Raw genomic sequence first — 20,385 nt, forward strand, 5'->3', positions numbered from 1 at the left:
CACGGGTTGCCGGGCGACTCCGTTCCCGCCGGCTGGATCAGCCGCCCCGCGGCGCGTACATGATCACCGCCACCCCGAGCAGGCAGATCGCCGCGCCCACCACGTCCCACCGGTCCGGGCGGAACCCGTCCACCAGCACACCCCACGCCAGCGACCCCGCCACGAACACACCCCCGTACGCGGCCAGGATCCGACCGAAATGCGGGTCCGGCTGGAACGTCGCCACGAACCCGTACACGCCCAGCGCCAGCACCCCGCCCGCCACCCACCACAGCCCCCGATGCTCCCGCCAGCCCTGCCACACCAGCCACGCCCCACCGATCTCGGCCAGGGCAGCCAACACGAACAGCACCAGGGAACGCGCAACCGTCACGCCGCGACGGTAACCCGGCCACCCGGTTGGCCGGCCGCCCGCCCACCACACACCGGTGCCCCCGGCACGACGTACACGCCAGGGGCACCACCAGGCCGGGGTCAACTCGTGAAGGAGCGACCACTCACGTCCTGCTCGCTCTCCTGGACACGCTCGCCGGGCCGTCCACCGCGGGCCTCCTCCTGCCGCCCCACCTGCTCCGCCCGCGACCGCTCCTGCCGGGTCATGTCACCCATCCGAGCCCGGGCCGCACCGGCCACCCGCTCGACCCTGTCCTTGGCCTTCTCGGTGCTCATGTCGCCTCCTGCGTCGTTCCCACAGACCGGGGGCCTTCGCCCCTCTCTACCCGCGTCCCCGTCCCTCCGCCCGGAAAACCTCCGCCGGCTCCGGACGAGGCACCGCGAACGGAACCGGACAACCCGGGCCAGGGCAGCGCATCCCGCCCAGGACCAGCCCGTACCCGGGTACCCGATGCGAGCCCAGGACGACGGGACGGGTCAGCACGACGACCTGGCCCGCACCGGCACGCGGCGGCGGGCCCCCGGGAGACCGGGAGCCCGCCGCCGTGCGGGTCACTTCTCGAAGTTCTTCACGTTGCGGCCGGCCTCCTTCTGCCGGTCCCGCGCCGTGCGCTGCTCGCTGGCGCCCTGCGCCCGCAACCGCTCGTTGTCGGTGGCGTCGCCGATCCGCTCCTTGGCGAGGCCGCTCATCTCCTGGGCCTTGTTCTTGGCCTTGTCGGTGAAGCTCATGGCACTCCCCTTCGCTGGCAACGGTGTCCGGGCCGTTCGGCCCGCTCCCTGACCGCGTCCCCGTGGTCGTTGAGCTGAAACGCCGTCGTTGAACGTGGCGATGGGCATCACCCGCAGGGCGTCCTAGGACACTAGGTGAACACGAAGCCACGGTGGCTGGTTAACTGGACGAATGGGAGAGATCCTGCTGATCCGGCACGGAGAGACCACCTGGAGCGCCAGCCACCGGCACACCTCGTACACCGATCTGGAGCTGACCCCTGACGGTGAGCGGCAGGCCCGCGCGCTCGGCGTGATGGTCGCCGGCCGCCGCTTCGCCCGCGTCCTGTCCAGTCCCCGGCAGCGCGCCACCCGCACCGCGCACCTCGCCGGCCTCGACGCCGACGCCACCGACCCCGACCTGGCCGAATGGAACTACGGCGAGTACGAGGGACGCACCACCGCGGACATCCACGAGGAGAGCCCGCAGTGGAACCTCTGGACCGACGGCGCTCCCGGCGGCGAGTCGCCGGCCCAGGTCGGCGAACGCGCGGACCGGGTGCTGGCCGGGATCGCTCCCCTGCTCGACCGGGGCAGCGTCGCCCTGGTCGGCCACGCGCACAGCCTGCGGGTGATCGGCGCCCGCTGGATCGGCCTGCCCCCGTCCGCCGGTGGGCTGCTCCGGCTGGACACCGCCACCGTCTCCGTGCTCGGTCACGAGCACGGACGGCAGGTCATCCTGCGTTGGAACCAGCCGGCTCCGCCGCCGCCCGGGAACGACCCCGACCAGGCAGCTCGGCATTGATCTTCGGCGGGCGGTTCTCGTAGGGCGTGGAGAGGACCACGGTGGTGCGCGTGGTGACGTTGGCCGCGGTACGGATCTCCTGCAGCACCCGCTCCAGGTCCGCCGGCCCGGCCACCCGCACCAACAGCAGGTAGAAGTCCTCCCCCGCCACCGAGTAACACGAGTCGATCTCGGGCAGGTGGGCCAGCCGCTCCGGCGCGTCGTCGGGCTGCGACGGGTCGAACGGCCGGATCGCCACGAACGCGGTCAACGGCAGGTCCAACGCCTCGAACGAGACCCGCGCGGCGTACCCCTTGATGACGCCGCGCTGCTCCAGCCGGCGGACCCGCTGGTGCACAGCGGACACCGACAGCCCCACTTTCTCGGCGAGGTCGGTGTACGACAGCCGACCGTCCCCGGTCAGCGCGGCGACGATGGCCCGGTCGATCTCCTCCACGCGGTGCAACCTACCGGAGAGAACGCTCCCCTGCCGCATCCGGCCCGCCGGGCGTCACGCTCGGTGGGCCGGATGGTCGCCCTCCGCGCCCGTCAGCCCTTCGCGAGGGACCGGGAGATGACCAGCCGCTGGATCTGGTTGGTGCCCTCGACGATCTGGAGCACCTTCGCCTCCCGCATGTACCGCTCGACCGGATGGTCGGCGACGTAGCCGGCGCCGCCCAGCACCTGCACCGCGTCGGTGGTCACCCGCATCGCCACGTCGGTCGCGAACAGCTTCGCCTTCGCCGCCTCGATCGAGTACGGCCGACCGGCGTCGCGCAGCCGCGCCGCGGCCAGCGTGAGCGCGCGGGCCGCCGAGATCTGGGTGGCGGCGTCGGCGAGGATGAAGCCCAGTCCCTGGAACTCGATGATCGAACGGCCGAACTGCTGTCGCTCCTGCGCGTAGCCGACCGCGTAGTCCAGGGCGGCCTGGGCCAGACCGACCGCGCAGGCGGCGATGCCGAGCCGGCCGGAGTCCAGCGCGGACATGGCGATGGTGAAGCCCCGCCCCTCGCCGCCGACCAGCCGCTCCGCCGGCACCCGGGCCTCGTCGAACGCGATCTGGGCGACCGGGGAGGCGTACAGTCCCATGGTCCGCTCGGCGGCCTGCGGGTGGATCCCCGGGGTGTTCCGGTCGGCCAGCAGGCAGGAGATGCCCTTCGGGCCGGGACCGCCGGTGCGGCAGAAGATGTTGTAGAAGTCGGCGACCCGGGCGTGGGTGATCCACGCCTTGGTGCCGGAGACCACATAGTCGTCGCCGTCGCGGACCGCCTTGGTGGTCAGGGCCGCCGCGTCCGAGCCGCCCTGCGGCTCCGACAGGCAGTAGGCCCCGAGCAGCTCCCCGCCGATCATGTCGGGCAGTAGCTTGCGCTGCTCGTCGGTGCCGAACTGGGCGAGCGGGTAGCAGGACAGGGTGTGCACGCTGACCGCCTCGGCGACCGCGAGCCAGCGGCTGGCCAGGATCTCCAGCACCTGCAGGTAGACCTCGTACGGCTGGGCGGCGCCGCCGTGCTCCTCGGCGTACGGCAGGCCGAGCAGCCCGGCCCGGCCCAGGGTGCGCAGCACCTCGCGGGGGAACTCGGCGCGCTCCTCGAAGCCGGCGGCCTTCGGGGTGAGCTCCCGATCGGCGAGTTCGGTGGCGAGGTCCAGCAGGTCGTGGGCCTCGTCGGTGGGGAGGATCCGGTCGACAGTCATAGCGCGATGAGCTCCGTGGGGGTGGTGTTGAGCCGTTGCCCGCCGTCCGTCGTGCAGACGACGATGTCCTCGATCCGGGCGCCGTGCCGCCCGGCGAGGTAGATACCGGGTTCGACCGAGAACGCCATGCCGGCCTCCAGCGGTCGCGGGTTGCCGGCCACGACGTACGGTTCCTCGTGGGTGTCCAGGCCGATGCCGTGACCGGTGCGGTGCAGGAAGGCGTCGCCGTAGCCGGCGGTGCTGATCACGTCCCGGGCCGCCGCGTCGACCGCCTCGGCGGTCACCCCCGGCCGCACCGCCGCCACCGCCGCCCGCTGGGCCGCGTGCAGCACCGCGTAGTAGTCGGTGAACTCGGCCGGGGCGGGACCGCCGGCGACGTACGTGCGGGTGCAGTCGGAGCGGTAGCCCGACGGCATGGTGCCGCCGATGTCGACCACGACGGGCTCCCCGGCCCGGATCGGCCGGTCGGACGTGCCGTGGTGCGGGCTGGCGCCGTTCGGCCCGGCGGCGACGATGACGAAGTCCACGGTGACGTGGCCGGCCGCGCGGATCGCCGCGGCGATGTCGGCGGCCACCTCGGCCTCGGTCCGGCCGGGGCGCAGCCACTCCCCCATCCGCCGGTGCACCGCGTCGATCGCGGCGCCCGCCTCGGCGAGGGCCGCCACCTCGGCGGGCGACTTGCGGATCCGCAACTCGCGCAGCACCTCGGACGCGAGGCGCTGGGCGGCGTCGGGCAGCGCGGCGCGCAGCGCGAGCACCTGCTCGGCCCACATCCGGTCGGCCAGCCCCACCGTCGCCACCGGGCCGGGCAGCGCCGCCCGGAGCAGGGGGTACGGGTGGGTGCCGTCGGCGTGGTCGACGATCCGCACGCCGGTGGCCGGGGCGGGGGACGCCTCGGCGGCCGGGCGCTCCAGGACCGGCACGATCAGGGTGGGCTCGCCCGCGGCCGGGAGCACCAGACAGGTCAGCCGCTCCCCCTCGTGCGCGTCGTAGCCGGTCAGGTAACGCAGGTCGGAGCCGGGCGTGAGCAGCAGCGCGTCCAGGCCCGCCGCAGCGGTGGCGCGCTGGGCGGCGGCCAGCCGCGCGGCCGGATACAGTTCGTCGATCCCCACCCTGTGAGCTTAACGGTCGTTTGGGCCGCGGTGGGAGCCACTCCGCACCGACGAGGCCCGCGGGTCAGCCGGCCCGGCCGGGAGCAACCCGCGCGATCGGTGGCGAGGACGGGAGCGGTCAGGCGGTGGCGGTCTCGGCGCGGAGGTCCTCCTCCGACGCGCCGCGGCGCCAGTAGCCGGCGAAGGTGACCCGGGCGCGGTCCAGGCGGCGCTCGCCGACCAGGTGCCGGCGCACGGCCCGGACCATGCCGGCCTCACCGGCGATCCAGGCGTACGGGGTGGTGCCCGGCAGCCGCGCGGCGCGCAGGGCATCGGCCAGCAGGGTGGTGCCGGGGGCGGTGCCGCCGCGGACCAGCCAGGTCACCTCGGCGCGGGCGGCGCTGGGCAGCGGTTGGATGTCGGCGGCGCCCGGGACCTCGACGAAGGCGCGGGCCGGGGTGCCGGCGGGAAGCCAGTCGAGGATGCCGGCGACGGCGGGCAGCGCGGTCTCGTCGGCCACCAGCAGCACCGCGTCGGTGCCGGCGGGTGGCCGAAAGCGGACGCCGCGCTCGTCGGGCACGGCCGGGCCGAGCAGCAGCACCCGATCGCCGGGACGGGCCCGCCCGGCCCACCGGGTGGCCGGGCCGGTGTCGCCGTGGCGGACGACGTCGATGTCCACCTCGGCCAGCTCCGGGCGTTGGGCGCGGATGGTGTACGCGCGCATCACCCCCCGGACCTGCGGGTCGAGGGCCCGCCAGGCGGCGTACCAGTCCTCCCCCGCCTCGACCGGGACGACCGGGGCGGCCTGGCCGGGGTGGGGCAGGAAGAGGGAGACGCTCTGATCCCGACCGCCGCCGGGGAAGCCGGCGAGGTCGTCACCGCCGAGGGTGACCCGGACCAGGCAGGCGCCGACCAGGCGGGTGGTGAGGACCCGGGCGGCGTAGAAGCGGTACCGCAGGGCGACGGCGGCGGTGGTCACGTGGTGACCTTCCGGGCGTCGCGGATGGCGCGGGCCAGGTTCTCCAGCAGCGGGGCCGCCCCCGCGTACGAGAAGCGGGGCACCGCGTCCCACGGGGTGACCTGGCCGGCGCGGACCGCGGGCAGTTGGGTCCAGGTGGGCTTGACGGTGAGGTCCTTGGCCTGCAGCGCGGTGGAGCGGTTGTCGAGCAGGATCAGATCGGCCGGGAACTTGCCGGCGTTCTCCCAGCTCAGCGCCTCGAAGTAGTCCCCCTGTTCGAGCTTGGTGGGCAGCACGAGGTCGACGCCGAGTTCGGCGAAGTACATCAGGTCGGTGCTGACCTTCGGGTTGGAGACGTAGAACAGGTCGGGGCTGCCGGAGGCGGCCATCACCCGGAGGCCGGGGTTGGCCTTGACGGCCTGGCGGACGGCGTCGGCGGCGGCGGCGAACCGGGCCTTCGCCGTGGTGACCTCGGACAGGTCGGCGCCGAGGGACTCGGCGAGCTGGGCGTACCGCTCGATGGGTCGGGTCATCGGGACCCGGGCGGTGGTCACCGCGACGCTCGGCGCGAGCGGGAGGATCTTGGCCTTGCTCTCGTCCGGGACGTACCAGAGCGCGCCAGGGTCGTACATGTGGGTGACGAGCAGGTCGGGGCGCAGCGCCGCGTACTTCTCCAGGTTGAACTCGCCCCAGGCGTTGCCGAGGATCTCGACGCGGTCCACGTCGAGGTCGCCGGCCTGCGGGTCGCGGGTGCCGTCGGCGCGTCGGGTCTCGCCGAACACGCCGACGATCTGCGCGCCGAGTCCGAAATCGACCAGGGCGGCGGCCACCCCGGTGAAGGCGACGATCCGCGAGGGCCGGCGGACGGCGTCGACCTGCTGCGGACGGTCGTCGGTGAAGGACCAGGGGCCGCCGCTCGGCGCGGTGGCGGCGGTGTCGCCGTCGCCACCGCAGCCGGCGAGGAGGGCGGTGAGGCCGGCGGCGCCACCGGCGGCGAGCAGGCTACGACGGGAGAACCGGCGGCCGGACAGGGTTTCGGGCATGGCGTTGTCTTTCGGTACGGGTCGGAAAATGACCATGGACAGCGGGGTTAGGTTAACCTAACCTAACTTGCTGTCAAGCCCGTTCCACCGACCGGAGTCCACACTGTCCGTCATCACCTCACCACGAAGCGCCGCCCCGCCCGCGTCGCAGCGACGTCGCGGCGCACCCGCCACCGGCCTGGCCGTCGGGCTGCTGCTGCTCGGCACCGTCGCCGTGCTCAGCCTCGCCGTCGGCGCGAAACCCCTGCCCCTCGCCGACGTGTGGCACGGCCTGACCGACCCCGCCTCCCCCGACTACGCCGTCGTGCACCGGATGCGGCTGCCACGTACGCTGCTCGGCCTCACCGCCGGTGCCGCGCTCGGCGTCGCCGGCGCCGCCATGCAGGCACTGACCCGCAACCCGCTCGCCGACCCCGGCCTGCTCGGCATCAACGCCGGCGCCTCCGCCGCCGTGGCCACCGCCACCCTCGCCCTCGGCATCACCGCCCTGGACCAGCAGGTCTGGTACGCGCTGCTCGGCGCCGCCCTGGTCACTGTCGGCGTGCACGCCGTGGCCGGCGGCCGGCACGCCACCCCCACCCGGCTGGCCCTGGCCGGCGCGGCACTCAACGCCGCCCTCTACTCGTACGTCAGCGCGATCATGCTGCTCGACACCACGTCCCTGGAACGGCTGCGGTTCTGGACCGTCGGCTCCCTCGCGGGCGCGCGCACCGACACCGTCCCCCACCTGCTGCCCTTCGTCCTGGCCGGGCTGCTGCTCGCCCTGCTCGCGGCCCGGCCACTCGGCGCGCTCGCCCTCGGCGACGATTCCGCCCGCGCCCTCGGCGCCCGCCCCGGCCTGGTCCGGGCCGCCGTCGTCGCGGCCGTCACGCTGCTGTGCGGGGCGGCGACCGCCGCCTGCGGTCCGCTCGTCTTCGTCGGGCTGCTCGCGCCGCACCTGGTCCGCGCCCTCACCGGCCCCGACCCGCGCCGGCTGCTGCCGTACTGCGCCGTGTTCGCCCCGGTGCTGCTGCTCACCGCGGACATCGCCGGACGCGTGCTCGGCCGACCGGGCGAACTCCAGGTCGGCCTGGTCACCGCCGTGCTCGGCGGCCCGCTCTTCCTGCACCTGGTCCGGCGCGGACGGATAGCCCGCCCATGATCGTGCTGCGCCTCCCCGGCGGGCTGTCGCTGCGCCTGCACACCCGCGCCCTCGTCGTCGGCGGCGCCGGCACGCTGCTCGCGGCGGCCCTCGCCGTGCTGGCCGTCGGCGCGGGCGACTACCCCATCGACCCCGCCGACGTGCTCCGGGTCCTCGCCGGCGGCGGCAACCCCGCCGACCGGTTCGTGGTCACCGAGCTGCGCCTGCCCCGGCTCGCCACGGCACTCGCCGTCGGGGCCGCCCTCGGCCTGGCCGGCGCGGTGTTCCAGTCGCTGACCCGCAACCCGCTCGGCAGCCCCGACATCCTCGGCGTCACCCAGGGCGCGGCCACCGGCGCGCTGGTCGTGGTCGTGCTCGGCGGCAGCAGCATCGCCCTCGGCGCGGCAGCCGCCGCCGGCGGACTTGCCATCGGCGCGCTGCTGGCCGCGCTGGCCGGCCCGCGCGGCCTGACCGGCCACCGGCTCGTCCTGGTGGGCATCGGAGTCACCGCGATCCTCACCGGCGTCAACGGGTGGCTACTCACCCGCGCCCCGCTGATGGACGCCGCCCGCGCCGCGCTCTGGCTCACCGGCAGCCTGGACGGGCGCGGCTGGGCCAACGCCCTGCCGGTGCTCGCCGCGCTGGCGGCACTGCTCCCCGCCGTGCTGCTCGCCCGCGCCCCGGCGCTGCGACTGATCGAGCTGGGCGACGACACCGCCGCCGCGCTCGGCGTCCCGGTGCGCCGGGTACGCCTGGCCGCGCTCGGCACGGCCGTCCTGCTGGTCTCCCTGGCCGCGGCGGCCGCCGGACCGGTGTCGTTCCTCGCCCTGACCGCCCCCCACCTGGCCCGCCGGCTGACCCGCGCCCCGGGACCCAACCTGCTGCCCTCGGCCGCCCTCGGCGCCGCCCTGCTGGCCGCCGCCGACCAGGTGGCACAGCACGCGGTCGGCGGCCACCAACTGCCCGTCGGTGTGGTCACCGGCGTGCTCGGCGGCGGCTACCTGACCTGGCTGCTCGCCGGCGAACGCGGGAGCCGGCGGTGATCGGACCGGACGAGAAGGAGACCCGCACCATGCGCCCCGGCACCTCCCGACTGGTCGGCGAGACGTTGACCCTCGGCTACGACCGGCGCACCGTCGCCGAGGACCTCACGCTGGCCGTACCCGACCGTTCCTTCACCGTGATCATCGGCCCGAACGCCTGCGGCAAGTCGACCCTGCTGCGCGCGCTCGCCCGGCTGCTGCGGCCCACCCGGGGCACGGTGCTGCTCGACGGCGCCGACATCCACCGCCGCCCGGCCAGGCAGGTCGCCCGTACGCTCGGCCTGCTCCCCCAGTCGGCCGTCGCCCCGGACGGCATCACCGTCGCCGAGCTGGTCGCCCGCGGCCGTTACCCGCACCAGGGCCTGCTGCGGCAGTGGTCCCGCGAGGACGAGCGGGTGGTCGCCGAGGCGATGACCGCCACCGGGGTCACCGCCCTTGCCGACCGCCCGGTCGACGAGCTCTCCGGCGGGCAGCGCCAGCGCGTCTGGATCGCCATGGCGCTGGCCCAGCACACACCCCTGCTGCTGCTCGACGAGCCGACGACCTATCTGGACATCGCACACCAGGTCGAGGTGCTGGACCTGTGCGCCCGGCTGCACGAGGAGCAGGGCCGCACCGTGGTGGCCGTGCTGCACGACCTGCACCAGGCGGCCCGGTACGCCACCCACCTGGTGGCGCTGCGCGACGGGCGGGTGGTCGCGGCCGGCGACCCCCGCCGGATCGTCACCGCCGAACTGGTCGAGGAGGTGTTCGGCCTGCCCTGCCGGGTCATCGAGGACCCGGAGACCGGCACCCCGCTGGTGCTGCCGGCGGCCCGCCGCCGGCCGGCCCCGACGGCCAGCTGATCGACCGGCACCCCGCGGCGACCGCGCCCACCCACGTTGCTGCCGCCGACCTATGGGTAAGCGACCGAGGACCGGACCGAAGGAGGAATGATGGGACGCGATCCCGCCCAGATGAAGACCGGTGAACTGCGCAAACAGGCGGAGCGCGCCGGACTCGACAACATCGACCAGATGAACAAGAACGAGATGATCCAGGCGCTCGGCGGGTCGGCCAACGCCAACCAGGGCGGCGGCCAGCGGCAGAAGGACCCGCGCCCGCAGGGGGTCAGCCCGCAGGACTACAAGAACATACCGGGCAACCAGACCTGACCCGTCGCCCCGGTGTGCCAGCCGCCCTTGGTGGGACACCGGGGCGAACTGGTTGGATCTTGCGCGCCCCGGTCACCATGGACGCGTGCTGCGCTTCGTACTGAACCTGTTGTGGCTCGTCTTCGGTGGCGGCCTCGTCCTGGCCCTGGGCTACGGGGTGGCCGCCCTGATCTGCTTCGCGTTGGTGATCACCATCCCGTTCGGGGTGGCGTCGCTGCGCCTCGCCTCGTACGCGCTGTGGCCGTTCGGCCGCACCGTCGTCCCCAAGCCGGGCGCCGGGATCGCCTCCGGCCTCGCGAACGTGCTGTGGGTGCTGCTGGCCGGCTGGTGGCTCGCGCTCTCCCACATCGTCGCCGGCGTCGGCCTCTGCGTCACCGTCATCGGCATCCCGTTCGGGGTGGCGAACTTCAAGCTCGTGCCGGCGGCGCTCTGGCCGCTCGGCCAGGAGGTCGTCGACACCCCCTGATCACGCTCGACCCAGTCCAGATCGCGCAAGTGGCGGTATCCCCGTGCCCGGGATGCCGCCACTTGCGGCATCTTGGTCACTACCCCTGGGGCATCCTAGGAGGCTGGGCTTGTTGGCAGGCCGCCGGGTTGCCCGAATGGCCTTCGGGTTTCCGGCGGCATGGCTACGGTCGGAGCAGTGGGCGGTCATATCGGGGTGATCGAGGCACTCAAGGCGGATCCCACCATGTCGGGGCTGCGCCGGTCGCTGGAGGCGTACTACGGCGACCCGGCCCGGGACGCGGCGATGGACGCCTTCTACGCGCGATTCGTCCGCCCCGGCGACCTGGTGTTCGACGTCGGGGCGCACGTCGGCGACCGGCTCGGCAGCTTCCGCCGCCTCGGCGCCCGGGTGGTGGCCGTCGAGCCCCAGCCGCTCTGCGTCCGGGCGCTGCGCGCGCTCTACGGCGACGACGACCGGGTCATCGTGGTCGAGGCCGCCTGCGGGGCGCACGAGGACCGGGTCCGGCTGCACGTCAACTCCGCCAATCCGACCATCTCCACGGCCTCCCCCCAGTTCGTCCGAGCGGCGGCCGGCGCCGGGGGCTGGGCGCACGAGACCTGGGACGCCGAGATCGAGGTCGCCACCACCACACTCGACCGGCTCATCGCCGCGCACGGCGTACCGGCCTTCGTGAAGATCGACGTGGAGGGGTTCGAAGACGCCGTACTGACCGGTTTGAACCAGCCGCTGCCGGCACTGTCGTTCGAGTTCACCACGATCGCCCGGGAACTGGCCCCGCGCTGCCTCGATCGGCTCACCGGGCTCGGGTTCACCCGGTTCAGCGTCGCGCTCGGCGACGAGATGGGCCTCGCCCTGCCGGACTGGCTGCCGGCGGCGGAGGTGGCGGCGTACCTGTGGGCGCTGCCGCACGAGGCCAACTCCGGCGACGTGTACTGCGTGTCCGAGGGCCACCTCCGGCGCCGGGGCACGCCGTAGGCCGAGCGCGCCGATCGGACGGCCGGAGGATATCGAAGCTGCTCAACGGGGCTGACCCTTGCGGTACCCCATGCCGGCGCGTGAGCCACTTTTTTAATCTTTTGAACTTAGCCATGTTTCGTTACCTGGCCGTGATTGACGTGACCGGCGCCACTTCGATTCACTGCGATGCAACCGGTTCCGCAACCGGTTCCGGAATACCGGCCTCACCTCTTCGACCCGGGAGCGTAACGTGCCGATCACCATCGCCGACGTCGCGGCCCGGGCGGGGGTGAGCAAGACGACCGTCTCCCGGGTGCTCAACGGCAAGGGCGAGGTGCACGTCCACACTGCTGACCGGATCAGGGCCGTCATCAGCGAACTGGGGTACGTGCCGAGCGCCCGCGCGGTCGGTCTCGCCCGCGGCCGGACCGGGGTGGTCGGGATGCTGGTACCGGCCCTGACCTGGCCATGGATGGGCGAGGTGCTGCAGGGCGCCGTCGACATGGTGGAGAGCGCCGGTTACGGGCTGTTGCTCTTCACCTGCAACCGCGGCGAGGAGTCGCTGCGGCAGTTCGCCTCGCAGGTCTCGGCGAAGTCGTTCGACGGGCTGCTGGTCATCGAGCCCGAGGGCAGCCTCGACTACATTGCCGAGCTGCACGGTGGTGGCCTGCCGGTGGTCCTCATCGACGACCGCGGTCATCAGCGGCCGTTCCCGTCCGTGGCCACGACCAACCGCAGGGGTGGCGAGTCAGCCGCGCGCCACCTGCTCGAACTGGGTCGGCGCCGGCCGCTGGTGATCAAGGGGTGCGAGGAGTTCGGCTGCACCCAGGAGCGGCTGGCCGGATTCGTCGCGGCGTACGAGGCCGCCGACCTGCCGCTGGATCCGCGGCTCGTGGTCGAGGGCGACTTCACCTTCGACTGCGGCAGCCGCGCCGTCCGGGGGCTCACCGAGGCCGGCATCGACTTCGACGCCGTCTTCGCCCACAACGACCTGTCGGCCGGCGGCGCCCTGCAGGCGATCCGCGAGGCGGGCCGCCGGGTCCCGGAGGATGTCGCGGTCGTCGGTTTCGACGACGTCCCGTACGCGGCGCACACCGAACCACCACTGACCACGGTGCACCAACCGATGCGCGAGATGGGAGAGGCCGCGGCCCGGATGCTCCTGTCGTACTTCGAGGGTGTGCCGCTGCCCGACACCCCCCGCGTCATTCCCACCACCCTGATCGTCCGCGGCTCGACCGGAGCGCCCGCGCCGGCCGACCGCCGAGCCGTCGGGCCGCGCCGGCCCGTGCCGGAGCCGTTCCAGCAGCAGATCCGCTGACCCCGGCGGGACGTCCCGCACGTCCCGCCGCGGTGACGCACACCCCGCTCCGCCGACGAACCCACCGAACCCACCACGACCGGGAGGAACACATGCGCGTCAGACGCAGCCTCGCTCTCGCCCTGGCGAGCGTGACGGCGTTGGCAACGCTCGCCGCCTGCGGCGACAGTCCGAACGCGAACAAGAACAAGGGCCAGGCGGCCACCGTGCTGAACGCCGGCATGCCGAACGGCCCGCAGGCCGAGAACCACAACCCGTTCCTCACCACCTCGGCCGCCGCCTCGCTGGGCTACCGCTGGCAGATCTACGAGCCACTGATGATGTGGAACCCGGTCAAGCCGAGCGACCCGATGAAGCCGTGGCTGGCCACCAAGGCCGAGTGGTCGCCGGACTACACCTCGGTCAAGGTCACCATCAGGGACAACGCCACCTGGTCGGACGGCCAGAAGCTCACCGCCGAGGACGTGGCGTTCACCTACAACCTGGTCAAGAAGTACCCGGCGCTGAACGACCAGGGCGTGCCGTACACGGACGCGACGGCGAGCGGCAACGAGGTCACCATCAAGATCGCCAGCCCGCAGTTCGTCAACCAGCAGAAGGTCCTGTTCCGGGTGCCGATCGTCCCCAAGCACATCTGGGAGAAGATCAGCGACCCGACGACCGACCCCAACAAGCAGCCCGTCGGCAGCGGCCCGTACACGCTGAAGTCCTTCACCCCGGCCACCACGACCCTGACCGTGCGGGACGGCGGCTACTGGCAGGACCTGCCGAAGGTCAAGGAGCTGCGCTTCACGTCGTACACCGACAACAGCGCGCAGACCACCGCCCTCGCCAACGGCGAGTCGGAGTGGAGCTTCGTCTTCATCCCCAACTACCAGGCCGTCTTCGTCGACAAGGACCCGGCCCACCACAAGGTGTGGGCGCCGCCGGTCCTGGGCATCCACGGCCTGTACGTCAACACCACCAAGAAGCCGTTCGACGACCCGGTGCTGCGCCGGGCGATGAACATGGTCATCGACCGCGAGGACATCTTCAACACCGCCGAGGCGGGCTACTTCCACCCGCTCGTGAAGAGCGTGACCGGTCTGCCCAGCCCCGCCGGTGACACGTTCATCGCTGCCGAGTTCAAGGGCCAGGAGCACAAGGTCGACGTCGAGGGCGCCAAGGCGCTGCTCACCGGCGCCGGCTACCAGCTCGACGGCAACACCCTCAAGGACAAGACCGGCAAGCCCGTCAAGCTGACCCTGACCGACCCGGCCGGTTGGTCCGACTACCAGACCAGCCTCGAGATCGTGCGGGACAACCTGTCCAAGATCGGCATTTCGGCCACGGTCGACAAGGCCAACCAGGACGCCTGGTTCCGCAACGTCGAGCAGGGCAACTTCGACGCGACCTTCCGGTGGACCGAGGGCGGCGCCACGCCTTACGACATCTACCGGACCATCATGGACGGCTCACAGCTGAAGCCGATCGGCACCGCCTCCCCCGCCGGCAACTTCGGCCGCTTCAACAACCAGCAGGCGACCGATGCCCTGCGGTCCTACGCCAATGCGACGGACGAGGCCGCCCGTACCGCCGCGATGAACACCCTGCAGAGGATCTTCGTCGAGCAGATGCCGATGATCCCGGTCGGCGCGGACAACATCGGTGGCGCGTACAGCACGAAGAACTGGACCGGCTGGCCGGACGACGCCAACCCGTACGGCGCGCTGCAGCCCACCCAGCCCAACGCGCTGGACGTGGTGCTGCACCTCAAGCCCGCCGGCAGCTGACCCACCAGCACCGCCTCCCCGGTCGGCCACGGCCGACCGGGGAGGCCCACTCCCACGTTCGCAACCGGTCACCGCGCACCCCTCGGTGACAGACACCCCGAAGACAGGAAACTCGGCATGACGTTGAGCGAAAGCACGGCGGCGCCGGTCAACGAAGTGGTGCTGGAGGCCGTCGGCCTGACCAAGCATTTCCCCGTCCGCAGACGGCTGCGCGACCTCGTCTCCCGGGCGCCGGCAGCCGTCCACGCCGTCGACGACGTATCGTTCGCGCTACGCCGTGGCCAGGTGACCGCGCTGGTCGGTGAGTCCGGATCCGGCAAGTCCACGGTGGCCCGGCTGCTGGCCCAGCTCTACCGCCGCACCGCCGGCGACATCCGGCTGCACGGCGTATCGACCCGGGTCCACGGCGGCCGGGCGTTCCGGTCGTACGTACGACGCGTCCAGCTGATCCTGCAGGACCCGTTCGCGTCGCTCAACCCGGTGCACACGATCCGCTATCACCTGACCCGGTCGCTGCGCATCCACGGCAACGCCGGCCGCACCGCCGAGGACCTAGACCGGGCGCTCGCCGATCTGCTCACCCGGGTCAGCCTCACGCCGCCCGAGCGCTACCTGGACGCGTTCCCGCACGAGCTCTCCGGCGGTCAGCGGCAGCGCGTCGCGATCGCCCGGGCGCTCGGCGCCGACCCGGAGGTGCTGCTCGCCGACGAGCCGGTCTCCATGCTCGACGTCTCGATCCGCCTCGGCGTGCTCAACCTGCTGCGGGACCTCAAGGAGCGGCTCAACCTCGCCATCCTGTACATCACGCACGACATCGCGTCCGCCCGGTACTTCGCCGACGAGACGATCGTGATGTACGCCGGCCGCATGGTCGAGGGCGGCGACAGCGAGACGGTCACGCAGCGCCCGGCCCACCCGTACACCCGCCTGCTCATCGAGTCGGCACCCGACCCCGACAGCATCACCGGCGCCGCAGCCGCCACCGCGCAGGACCGAAGCAGCGGGGAGCCGCCGAGCCTCATCCGGCCGCCGGCCGGCTGCCGGTTCCACCCGCGCTGCCCGCACGCCATGCCGCGCTGCTCGGTCGACCTGCCGCCCCGGCTGGAGATCGCCGACCGGCCCGGCCACTGGGCGGCGTGCTGGCTCTACGATCCGGCCTCCGTCGCCGCCGAAGACGCCGGTTCCGTCCCGCCGCCCCCGGCGCCGGCCCGCCGGGACGGCGCCGCCACTTCGGGGGAGACTCGATGAGGTTCCTGCTCCAGCGCATCGCCTTCTACCTGTTCACGGCGTGGGCGGCGATCACGCTGAACTTCTTCATCCCGCGCATGATCCCGGGCGACCCGGTCCAGGCCCTCATCTCGCGTAACCAGGGCCGGATCAGCGCGGACGCCATCCAGTCGCTTCGCGTGCTGTTCGGACTGGACAAGAACCAGAGCCTCGCTGAGCAGTACGTCGACTACTGGAGACAACTCCTCCACGGCGACCTCGGCCTGTCGTTCACGTTCTTCCCGACGCCGGTGTCGGCGGTCATCGGCGACAGCCTGCCGTGGACGGTCGGGCTGGTCGGCATCACCACGATCGTCAGCTTCCTCCTCGGCACGGCGCTCGGCGTCGGCGCCGGCTGGCGGCGCGGATCGTGGATCGACGCCCTGCTGCCGGCCACGACGTTCCTCTCCTCGATCCCGTACTTCTGGCTGGGTCTCGTGGCGATCGCCCTGTTCGCCGGGCCAGGCAGCTTCTTCCCGTCGTCCGGCGGCTACGAGCCGGGTCTCGTGCCGGCGTTCGACCAGTACTTCATCCCGAGCGCGATCCAGCACAGCATCCTGCCGGCCGCCACCATCCTGGTCTCCTCGATGAGCGGGTGGCTGCTCAGCATGCGCAACATGATGGTCACCGTGTCGTCCGAGGACTACATCACGGTCGCCCACGCGAAGGGCCTGTCGGAACGCCGGGTGGCCCTGAGCTACGCCGCCCGCAACGCGCTGCTGCCCAACGTCTCGGGCTTCGCGCTGTCACTCGGGTTCATCGTCGGCGGCACCCTGCTCGTGGAGATCGTGTTCTCGTACCCGGGTCTCGGCTTCCAACTCTTCCAGGCCGTCGGCTACAAGGACTACCCACTGATGCAGGGGATCTTCCTGATCATCACGATCTCCGTGCTGGTGGCGAACCTCATCGCCGACGTCGCGTACCTGCTTCTCGACCCGCGGACCCGAAAGAGTGGCTGAACGATGACGATCTCACCGTCGAGTATCGAGCAGGTCATCCCCGGCCAGGGCGCGATGGCCCAGCCGTCGGCCGCGCCGGGCCGGACGAGGCGGCGCCGGTTCCGCTTCCTGACCAACGCCAAGACCGCGACCGGCGTGGTCGTCCTGGCCGGCTACGGCCTCTTCGCGATCATCGGGCCGTGGGTGGCCCCGTACGACCCGGACGGTCGCAGCGGCGACATCCTGCAGGCGCCGTCGGCCAGGCACTGGTTCGGCACCACGCATCTCGGGCAGGACATCTTCAGCCAGATCCTGGTCGGCACCCGCAGCGTCGTCCTCGTCGGTCTGTTCGCCGGCGTCCTGGCGACGATGCTGTCCATCGTCATCGGCGTGACGTCCGGCTACCTCGGCGGGTTGGCCGACGAGGCGGGCTCGGCGCTGTCCAACGTGTTCCTGGTGATCCCGGCGTTGCCGCTGATCATCATCGTGACGTCGATCGTCGACCAGGCCAGCGACACGTTGGTCGCGCTCATCATCGGTTGCACCTCGTGGGCGTGGGGCGCCCGGGTGCTGCGCGCCCAGACGCTGTCGCTGCGCCGCCGCGACTATGTCGAGGCGGCGCGGGCCACCGGCGAACGGACCTGGCGCATCATCCTGTTCGAGATCCTGCCCAACCTCACCGCGATCATCGCGTCCGGCTTCGTCGGCACGGTGATCTTCGCGGTGATGTCGGAGATCACGCTCGCGTTCATCGGCATCTCGTCGGTCTCCTCGTGGAACTGGGGCACGATCCTGTTCTGGGCGCAGGGCCAGCAGGCCCTCGCCCAGGGCGCCTGGTGGTGGTTCGTGCCGGCCGGGCTGGCCATCGCGCTGCTCGGCACCGCCCTCGCGCTGATCAACTTCGGCATCGACGAGTTCGTCAGCCCTCGGCTGCGCAGCGGCGGCCGGGCCCGGATCCGTACCGCCGACGGGCGCACGGCGCGGATGCGGGTGGGCTTCACCCCCGTCCTGGCGCCGACCGCAGCCGTCCCGGCCCCGCGCCGGCGGCCCGCCGCCGCGAACGAAAGAGGGCACCGATGAGCGAACCGGTCCTGGAGGTCCGCAAGCTCCGCGTCGACTACGGGCTCGGCGACGAGGCGGTACACGCCGTCCGCGACGTCGACCTGACCCTGCACCGGGGTGAGGTGCTGGGGCTGGCCGGGGAGAGCGGCAGCGGCAAGTCCACCCTGGCGTACGGGCTGACCCGGCTGCTGCCGCCACCCGGCGTGGTCAGCGGCGGGCAGGTGATCTACCACCCGCTCGAAGGCCCCCCGGTCGATGTGCTGACCCTGACCCCGGCGAAGCTGCGGCAGTTCCGCTGGGCGGAGACGTCCATCGTGTTCCAGGGCGCGATGAACTCGCTCAACCCGGTGCACCGGGTCTCCACCCAACTGCTCGACGTGATCAAGGCGCACGAGCCGAGAAGCACGGCGGCGGGCCGGCTGGCCCGGGCGCGGGAGCTGCTGCGCCTGGTCGGCATCTCCGCCGACCGGCTGGACAGCTACCCGCACCAGCTCTCCGGCGGGATGCGGCAACGGGTCATGATCGCCATGGCGCTGGCGCTGGAACCGCAGGTCGTCATCATGGACGAACCGACCACCGCGCTCGACGTGGTGATGCAGCGGCAGATCCTCGGCCAGCTCGCCGAGCTGCGGCAACGGCTGGGCTTCGCGGTGCTGTTCATCACCCACGATCTGTCGCTGCTGGTCGAGTTCTCCGACCGGATCGCCATCATGTACGGCGGCCGGATCGTCGAGGAGGCCCCCGCGGCCGAGCTGTACCGGCGGGCCCTGCACCCGTACACCGACGGGTTGCTGCACTCCTTCCCGGCGCTGCGCGGCCCCCGGCGCGAGCTGACCGGCATCCCGGGCTCCCCGCCGGACCTGCGCGCCATGCCGAGCGGATGCGCGTTCCACCCGCGCTGTCCGAAAGCGTTCGGCCCGTGCGACAAGGAGTTGCCGCCGCTTTGCCCGCCCGACGACGACCGCCCCGGGCGCGCCGTCGCCTGCTGGCTGCATCCCGCCGCCGAGCCGGTCCCCCGCTGACCGCCACCGCCCGACCGAACACCCGTGACCGCGAGGAGAACCATGGACACCGACCTCACCCGCCCGGCGACCACCGACGGCTCCAGGTCGCGGCGCGGCGTCAGACGCGCCGAGCTGGAACCGTCGCCCGGGCAGGCCGACCCGATCGACACCCTCCCGCCGACCTTCCGGTGGGGGGTGGCGACCTCGTCGTACCAGATCGAGGGGGCGGTGGCCGAGGACGGACGCACGCCGTCCATCTGGGACACCTTCTGCCGCGTTCCCGGGGCGGTGGCGGGCGGCGACACCGGCGACGTGGCCTGCGACCACTACCACCGGATGCCACAGGACGTCGGGCTCATCGCCGACCTGGAGCTGGACACGTACCGCTTCTCGGTGGCCTGGCCGCGGGTGCAGCCGGGCGGGCGCGGGCCGGCCAACCCGGACGGGCTGGCCTTCTACGACCGGCTGGTCGACGAGCTGCTCGGCCGGGGCATCGACCCGTGGGTGACCCTCTACCACTGGGACCTGCCGCAGGAGCTGGAGGACGCGGGCGGCTGGCCGCACCGGGACACCGCGTACCGGTTCGCCGACTACGCCGAGCTGGTCTTCGCCGAGCTCGGCGACCGGGTGAAGACCTGGACGACGCTGAACGAGCCGTGGTGCTCGGCGATGCTCGGCTACGCGTACGGCCAGCACGCCCCGGGCCGGCGGGACCTGGGCGACGGGATCGCCGCCGCCCACCACCTGCTGCTCGGCCACGGGCTGGCGGTGCGGCGCCTGCGGGCGGCCGCGACCGGCCCGATCGAGCTGGGCATCACGGTCAACCTGGCCACCGCCGACCCGGCCACCAACAACCCGGCCGACCGGGACGCGGCCCGGGCCTCCGACGGGCTGGGCAACCGGCTCTACCTGGACCCGCTGTTCCACGGGCGCTACCCGGCGGACGTGGTGGCGGACCTGGCCGCCGAGGGCGTCCGGCTCCCGATCGAGGACGGCGACCTGGCGGTCATCTCGTCCCCGATCGACGTGCTCGGCGTCAACTTCTACTTCGGGCAGCTCTTCTCCGGGGTGGACGAGCGGGGCCGGGAGCGGGACGACGAGGGCCGGCCGGTGCGGCGGGTGGTCCGGCGGGACCTGCCGCGTACCGCGATGGACTGGGAGATCGTGCCGGCGTCATTCACCGACCTGCTGGTGCGGCTGAGCCGGGACTACCCGGGCGTGCCGCTGGTGGTCACCGAGAACGGGGCGGCGTTCGACGACCGGCCGGACGCCGACGGGTTCGTGGCCGACGACGACCGGGTGGCGTACCTGGCCGAGCACCTGCGGGCGGTGGCCCGGGCGCGGCAGGCCGGGGCCGACGTGCGGGGCTACTTCGCCTGGTCGCTGCTGGACAACTTCGAGTGGGCGTACGGCTACGACAAGCGGTTCGGCATCGTCCGGGTGGACTACGACACCCAGCGGCGTACGCCGAAGCGCAGCGCGCACTGGTACCGCGACACGGTGCGGCGGGTGCGCGGGCAGCGCTGATCCACGGCCGGGGCGGCCGCGCGGGATCCTCCCGGGCGGCCGTCCGGCGCGCCCGGGCTGGCCGCCGGGCGTCGTCGCCGGCC

22 protein-coding genes are annotated in these 20,385 nt (G+C 72.8%); 14 read left to right on the forward strand and 8 right to left on the reverse strand.

Annotated elements, in window-relative coordinates:
- Positions 1 to 37: 37 nt before the first annotated feature.
- The 3 genes from ABZ783_RS17185 to ABZ783_RS17195 form a co-directional block, all read right to left on the reverse strand.
- Positions 38 to 373: a YnfA family protein gene (locus ABZ783_RS17185; protein ID WP_073835117.1), complete on the reverse strand. Its 336-nt coding sequence runs from the start codon at positions 371 to 373 to the stop codon at positions 38 to 40.
- A 101-nt stretch (positions 374 to 474) separates the two neighbouring features.
- Positions 475 to 669, reverse strand: a complete 195-nt coding sequence (locus ABZ783_RS17190; protein WP_073835118.1) for a hypothetical protein — start codon at positions 667 to 669, stop codon at positions 475 to 477.
- 276 nt (positions 670 to 945) lie between these two features.
- Complete coding sequence (locus ABZ783_RS17195; RefSeq protein ID WP_357438883.1) at positions 946 to 1,122, reverse strand: CsbD family protein; 177 nt, start codon at positions 1,120 to 1,122, stop codon at positions 946 to 948.
- 172 nt (positions 1,123 to 1,294) lie between these two features.
- Here ABZ783_RS17195 and ABZ783_RS17200 point away from each other — a divergent pair, with 172 nt between their 5' ends.
- Complete coding sequence (locus ABZ783_RS17200) at positions 1,295 to 1,906, forward strand: histidine phosphatase family protein (RefSeq protein ID WP_357438886.1); 612 nt, start codon at positions 1,295 to 1,297, stop codon at positions 1,904 to 1,906.
- Here the strand turns inward: ABZ783_RS17200 and ABZ783_RS17205 are convergent.
- The 5 genes from ABZ783_RS17205 to ABZ783_RS17225 form a co-directional block, all read right to left on the reverse strand.
- Entirely contained in the window at positions 1,836 to 2,342 is a 507-nt protein-coding gene (locus ABZ783_RS17205) for an Lrp/AsnC family transcriptional regulator (protein ID WP_357438888.1), read from the reverse strand. The two genes, ABZ783_RS17200 and ABZ783_RS17205, sit on opposite strands and share 71 nt — an antisense overlap.
- Before the next feature lie 92 nt (positions 2,343 to 2,434).
- Positions 2,435 to 3,577: an acyl-CoA dehydrogenase family protein gene (locus tag ABZ783_RS17210; RefSeq protein ID WP_357438890.1), complete on the reverse strand. Its 1,143-nt coding sequence runs from the start codon at positions 3,575 to 3,577 to the stop codon at positions 2,435 to 2,437.
- A complete protein-coding gene (locus tag ABZ783_RS17215) occupies positions 3,574 to 4,689 on the reverse strand; it encodes a Xaa-Pro peptidase family protein (protein WP_357438892.1) in 1,116 nt (371 codons plus the stop codon). The genes ABZ783_RS17210 and ABZ783_RS17215 overlap by 4 nt, the downstream gene beginning before the upstream one ends.
- A 118-nt stretch (positions 4,690 to 4,807) precedes the next feature.
- Positions 4,808 to 5,647: a siderophore-interacting protein gene (locus ABZ783_RS17220; protein ID WP_357438894.1), complete on the reverse strand. Its 840-nt coding sequence runs from the start codon at positions 5,645 to 5,647 to the stop codon at positions 4,808 to 4,810.
- A complete protein-coding gene (locus tag ABZ783_RS17225; protein ID WP_357438896.1) occupies positions 5,644 to 6,669 on the reverse strand; it encodes an ABC transporter substrate-binding protein in 1,026 nt (341 codons plus the stop codon). Before ABZ783_RS17225 ends, ABZ783_RS17220 begins: the two co-directional genes overlap by 4 nt.
- A gap of 190 nt (positions 6,670 to 6,859) precedes the next feature.
- Here ABZ783_RS17225 and ABZ783_RS17230 point away from each other — a divergent pair, with 190 nt between their 5' ends.
- From ABZ783_RS17230 to ABZ783_RS17290, 13 genes are all read left to right on the forward strand, one after another.
- Positions 6,860 to 7,810 carry an iron chelate uptake ABC transporter family permease subunit gene (locus tag ABZ783_RS17230; RefSeq protein ID WP_357439266.1) on the forward strand — a complete coding sequence of 317 codons (951 nt, stop codon included), beginning with the start codon at positions 6,860 to 6,862 and terminating at the stop codon, positions 7,808 to 7,810.
- On the forward strand, positions 7,807 to 8,832 hold the full coding sequence (locus ABZ783_RS17235; protein WP_357438899.1) for an iron chelate uptake ABC transporter family permease subunit: 1,026 nt from the start codon (positions 7,807 to 7,809) through the stop codon (positions 8,830 to 8,832). The genes ABZ783_RS17230 and ABZ783_RS17235 overlap by 4 nt, the downstream gene beginning before the upstream one ends.
- 29 nt (positions 8,833 to 8,861) lie before the next feature.
- Positions 8,862 to 9,677, forward strand: a complete 816-nt coding sequence (locus ABZ783_RS17240) for an ABC transporter ATP-binding protein (protein WP_357439269.1) — start codon at positions 8,862 to 8,864, stop codon at positions 9,675 to 9,677.
- 90 nt (positions 9,678 to 9,767) lie between these two features.
- Complete coding sequence (locus tag ABZ783_RS17245) at positions 9,768 to 9,986, forward strand: hypothetical protein (protein ID WP_357438902.1); 219 nt, start codon at positions 9,768 to 9,770, stop codon at positions 9,984 to 9,986.
- 85 nt (positions 9,987 to 10,071) lie between these two features.
- Positions 10,072 to 10,452, forward strand: coding sequence for a YccF domain-containing protein (locus ABZ783_RS17250; protein WP_357438905.1), 381 nt, complete (start codon positions 10,072 to 10,074; stop codon positions 10,450 to 10,452).
- A 225-nt stretch (positions 10,453 to 10,677) separates the two neighbouring features.
- Positions 10,678 to 11,430 carry an FkbM family methyltransferase gene (locus tag ABZ783_RS17255; protein WP_357439272.1) on the forward strand — a complete coding sequence of 251 codons (753 nt, stop codon included), beginning with the start codon at positions 10,678 to 10,680 and terminating at the stop codon, positions 11,428 to 11,430.
- A gap of 232 nt (positions 11,431 to 11,662) precedes the next feature.
- The gene (locus tag ABZ783_RS17260; RefSeq protein WP_357438908.1) at positions 11,663 to 12,733 is read left to right on the forward strand and encodes a LacI family DNA-binding transcriptional regulator; all 1,071 of its coding nucleotides are present in this window, start codon (positions 11,663 to 11,665) and stop codon (positions 12,731 to 12,733) included.
- A gap of 92 nt (positions 12,734 to 12,825) precedes the next feature.
- On the forward strand, positions 12,826 to 14,505 hold the full coding sequence (locus ABZ783_RS17265) for an ABC transporter substrate-binding protein (protein ID WP_357438911.1): 1,680 nt from the start codon (positions 12,826 to 12,828) through the stop codon (positions 14,503 to 14,505).
- Between the two features lie 117 nt (positions 14,506 to 14,622).
- Positions 14,623 to 15,753, forward strand: a complete 1,131-nt coding sequence (locus tag ABZ783_RS17270; protein ID WP_357438914.1) for an ABC transporter ATP-binding protein — start codon at positions 14,623 to 14,625, stop codon at positions 15,751 to 15,753.
- Positions 15,750 to 16,730 (forward strand): ABC transporter permease, encoded by a 981-nt coding sequence (locus ABZ783_RS17275; protein ID WP_357438916.1) that lies wholly within the window; start codon positions 15,750 to 15,752, stop codon positions 16,728 to 16,730. Before ABZ783_RS17270 ends, ABZ783_RS17275 begins: the two co-directional genes overlap by 4 nt.
- Positions 16,731 to 16,733: 3 nt before the next feature.
- Positions 16,734 to 17,789 carry an ABC transporter permease gene (locus ABZ783_RS17280; protein WP_357438919.1) on the forward strand — a complete coding sequence of 352 codons (1,056 nt, stop codon included), beginning with the start codon at positions 16,734 to 16,736 and terminating at the stop codon, positions 17,787 to 17,789.
- Positions 17,786 to 18,793 (forward strand): ABC transporter ATP-binding protein, encoded by a 1,008-nt coding sequence (locus tag ABZ783_RS17285; protein ID WP_357438922.1) that lies wholly within the window; start codon positions 17,786 to 17,788, stop codon positions 18,791 to 18,793. Before ABZ783_RS17280 ends, ABZ783_RS17285 begins: the two co-directional genes overlap by 4 nt.
- A 42-nt stretch (positions 18,794 to 18,835) precedes the next feature.
- The gene (locus tag ABZ783_RS17290; RefSeq protein WP_357438925.1) at positions 18,836 to 20,302 is read left to right on the forward strand and encodes a GH1 family beta-glucosidase; all 1,467 of its coding nucleotides are present in this window, start codon (positions 18,836 to 18,838) and stop codon (positions 20,300 to 20,302) included.
- The last annotated feature ends 83 nt before the right edge of the window (positions 20,303 to 20,385 follow it).

The sequence above is a fragment of the Micromonospora sp. NPDC047738 genome (assembly GCF_040642675.1).
Lineage (GTDB): Bacteria > Actinomycetota > Actinomycetes > Mycobacteriales > Micromonosporaceae > Micromonospora.

Bases quoted from the DNA above. Each gene is read 5' to 3' on its own strand.
- ABZ783_RS17190 (WP_073835118.1), bottom strand. From the start codon at position 669: ATGAGCACCGAGAAGGCCAAGGACAGGGTCGAGCGGGTGGCCGGTGCG.
- ABZ783_RS17195 (WP_357438883.1), bottom strand. From the start codon at position 1,122: ATGAGCTTCACCGACAAGGCCAAGAACAAGGCCCAGGAGATGAGCGGC.
- ABZ783_RS17200 (WP_357438886.1), top strand. From the start codon at position 1,295: ATGGGAGAGATCCTGCTGATCCGGCACGGAGAGACCACCTGGAGCGCC.
- ABZ783_RS17210 (WP_357438890.1), bottom strand. From the start codon at position 3,577: ATGACTGTCGACCGGATCCTCCCCACCGACGAGGCCCACGACCTGCTG.
- ABZ783_RS17225 (WP_357438896.1), bottom strand. From the start codon at position 6,669: ATGCCCGAAACCCTGTCCGGCCGCCGGTTCTCCCGTCGTAGCCTGCTC.
- ABZ783_RS17235 (WP_357438899.1), top strand. From the start codon at position 7,807: ATGATCGTGCTGCGCCTCCCCGGCGGGCTGTCGCTGCGCCTGCACACC.
- ABZ783_RS17240 (WP_357439269.1), top strand. From the start codon at position 8,862: ATGCGCCCCGGCACCTCCCGACTGGTCGGCGAGACGTTGACCCTCGGC.
- ABZ783_RS17245 (WP_357438902.1), top strand. From the start codon at position 9,768: ATGGGACGCGATCCCGCCCAGATGAAGACCGGTGAACTGCGCAAACAG.
- ABZ783_RS17255 (WP_357439272.1), top strand. From the start codon at position 10,678: ATGTCGGGGCTGCGCCGGTCGCTGGAGGCGTACTACGGCGACCCGGCC.
- ABZ783_RS17265 (WP_357438911.1), top strand. From the start codon at position 12,826: ATGCGCGTCAGACGCAGCCTCGCTCTCGCCCTGGCGAGCGTGACGGCG.
- ABZ783_RS17270 (WP_357438914.1), top strand. From the start codon at position 14,623: ATGACGTTGAGCGAAAGCACGGCGGCGCCGGTCAACGAAGTGGTGCTG.
- ABZ783_RS17275 (WP_357438916.1), top strand. From the start codon at position 15,750: ATGAGGTTCCTGCTCCAGCGCATCGCCTTCTACCTGTTCACGGCGTGG.
- ABZ783_RS17280 (WP_357438919.1), top strand. From the start codon at position 16,734: ATGACGATCTCACCGTCGAGTATCGAGCAGGTCATCCCCGGCCAGGGC.
- ABZ783_RS17285 (WP_357438922.1), top strand. From the start codon at position 17,786: ATGAGCGAACCGGTCCTGGAGGTCCGCAAGCTCCGCGTCGACTACGGG.
- ABZ783_RS17290 (WP_357438925.1), top strand. From the start codon at position 18,836: ATGGACACCGACCTCACCCGCCCGGCGACCACCGACGGCTCCAGGTCG.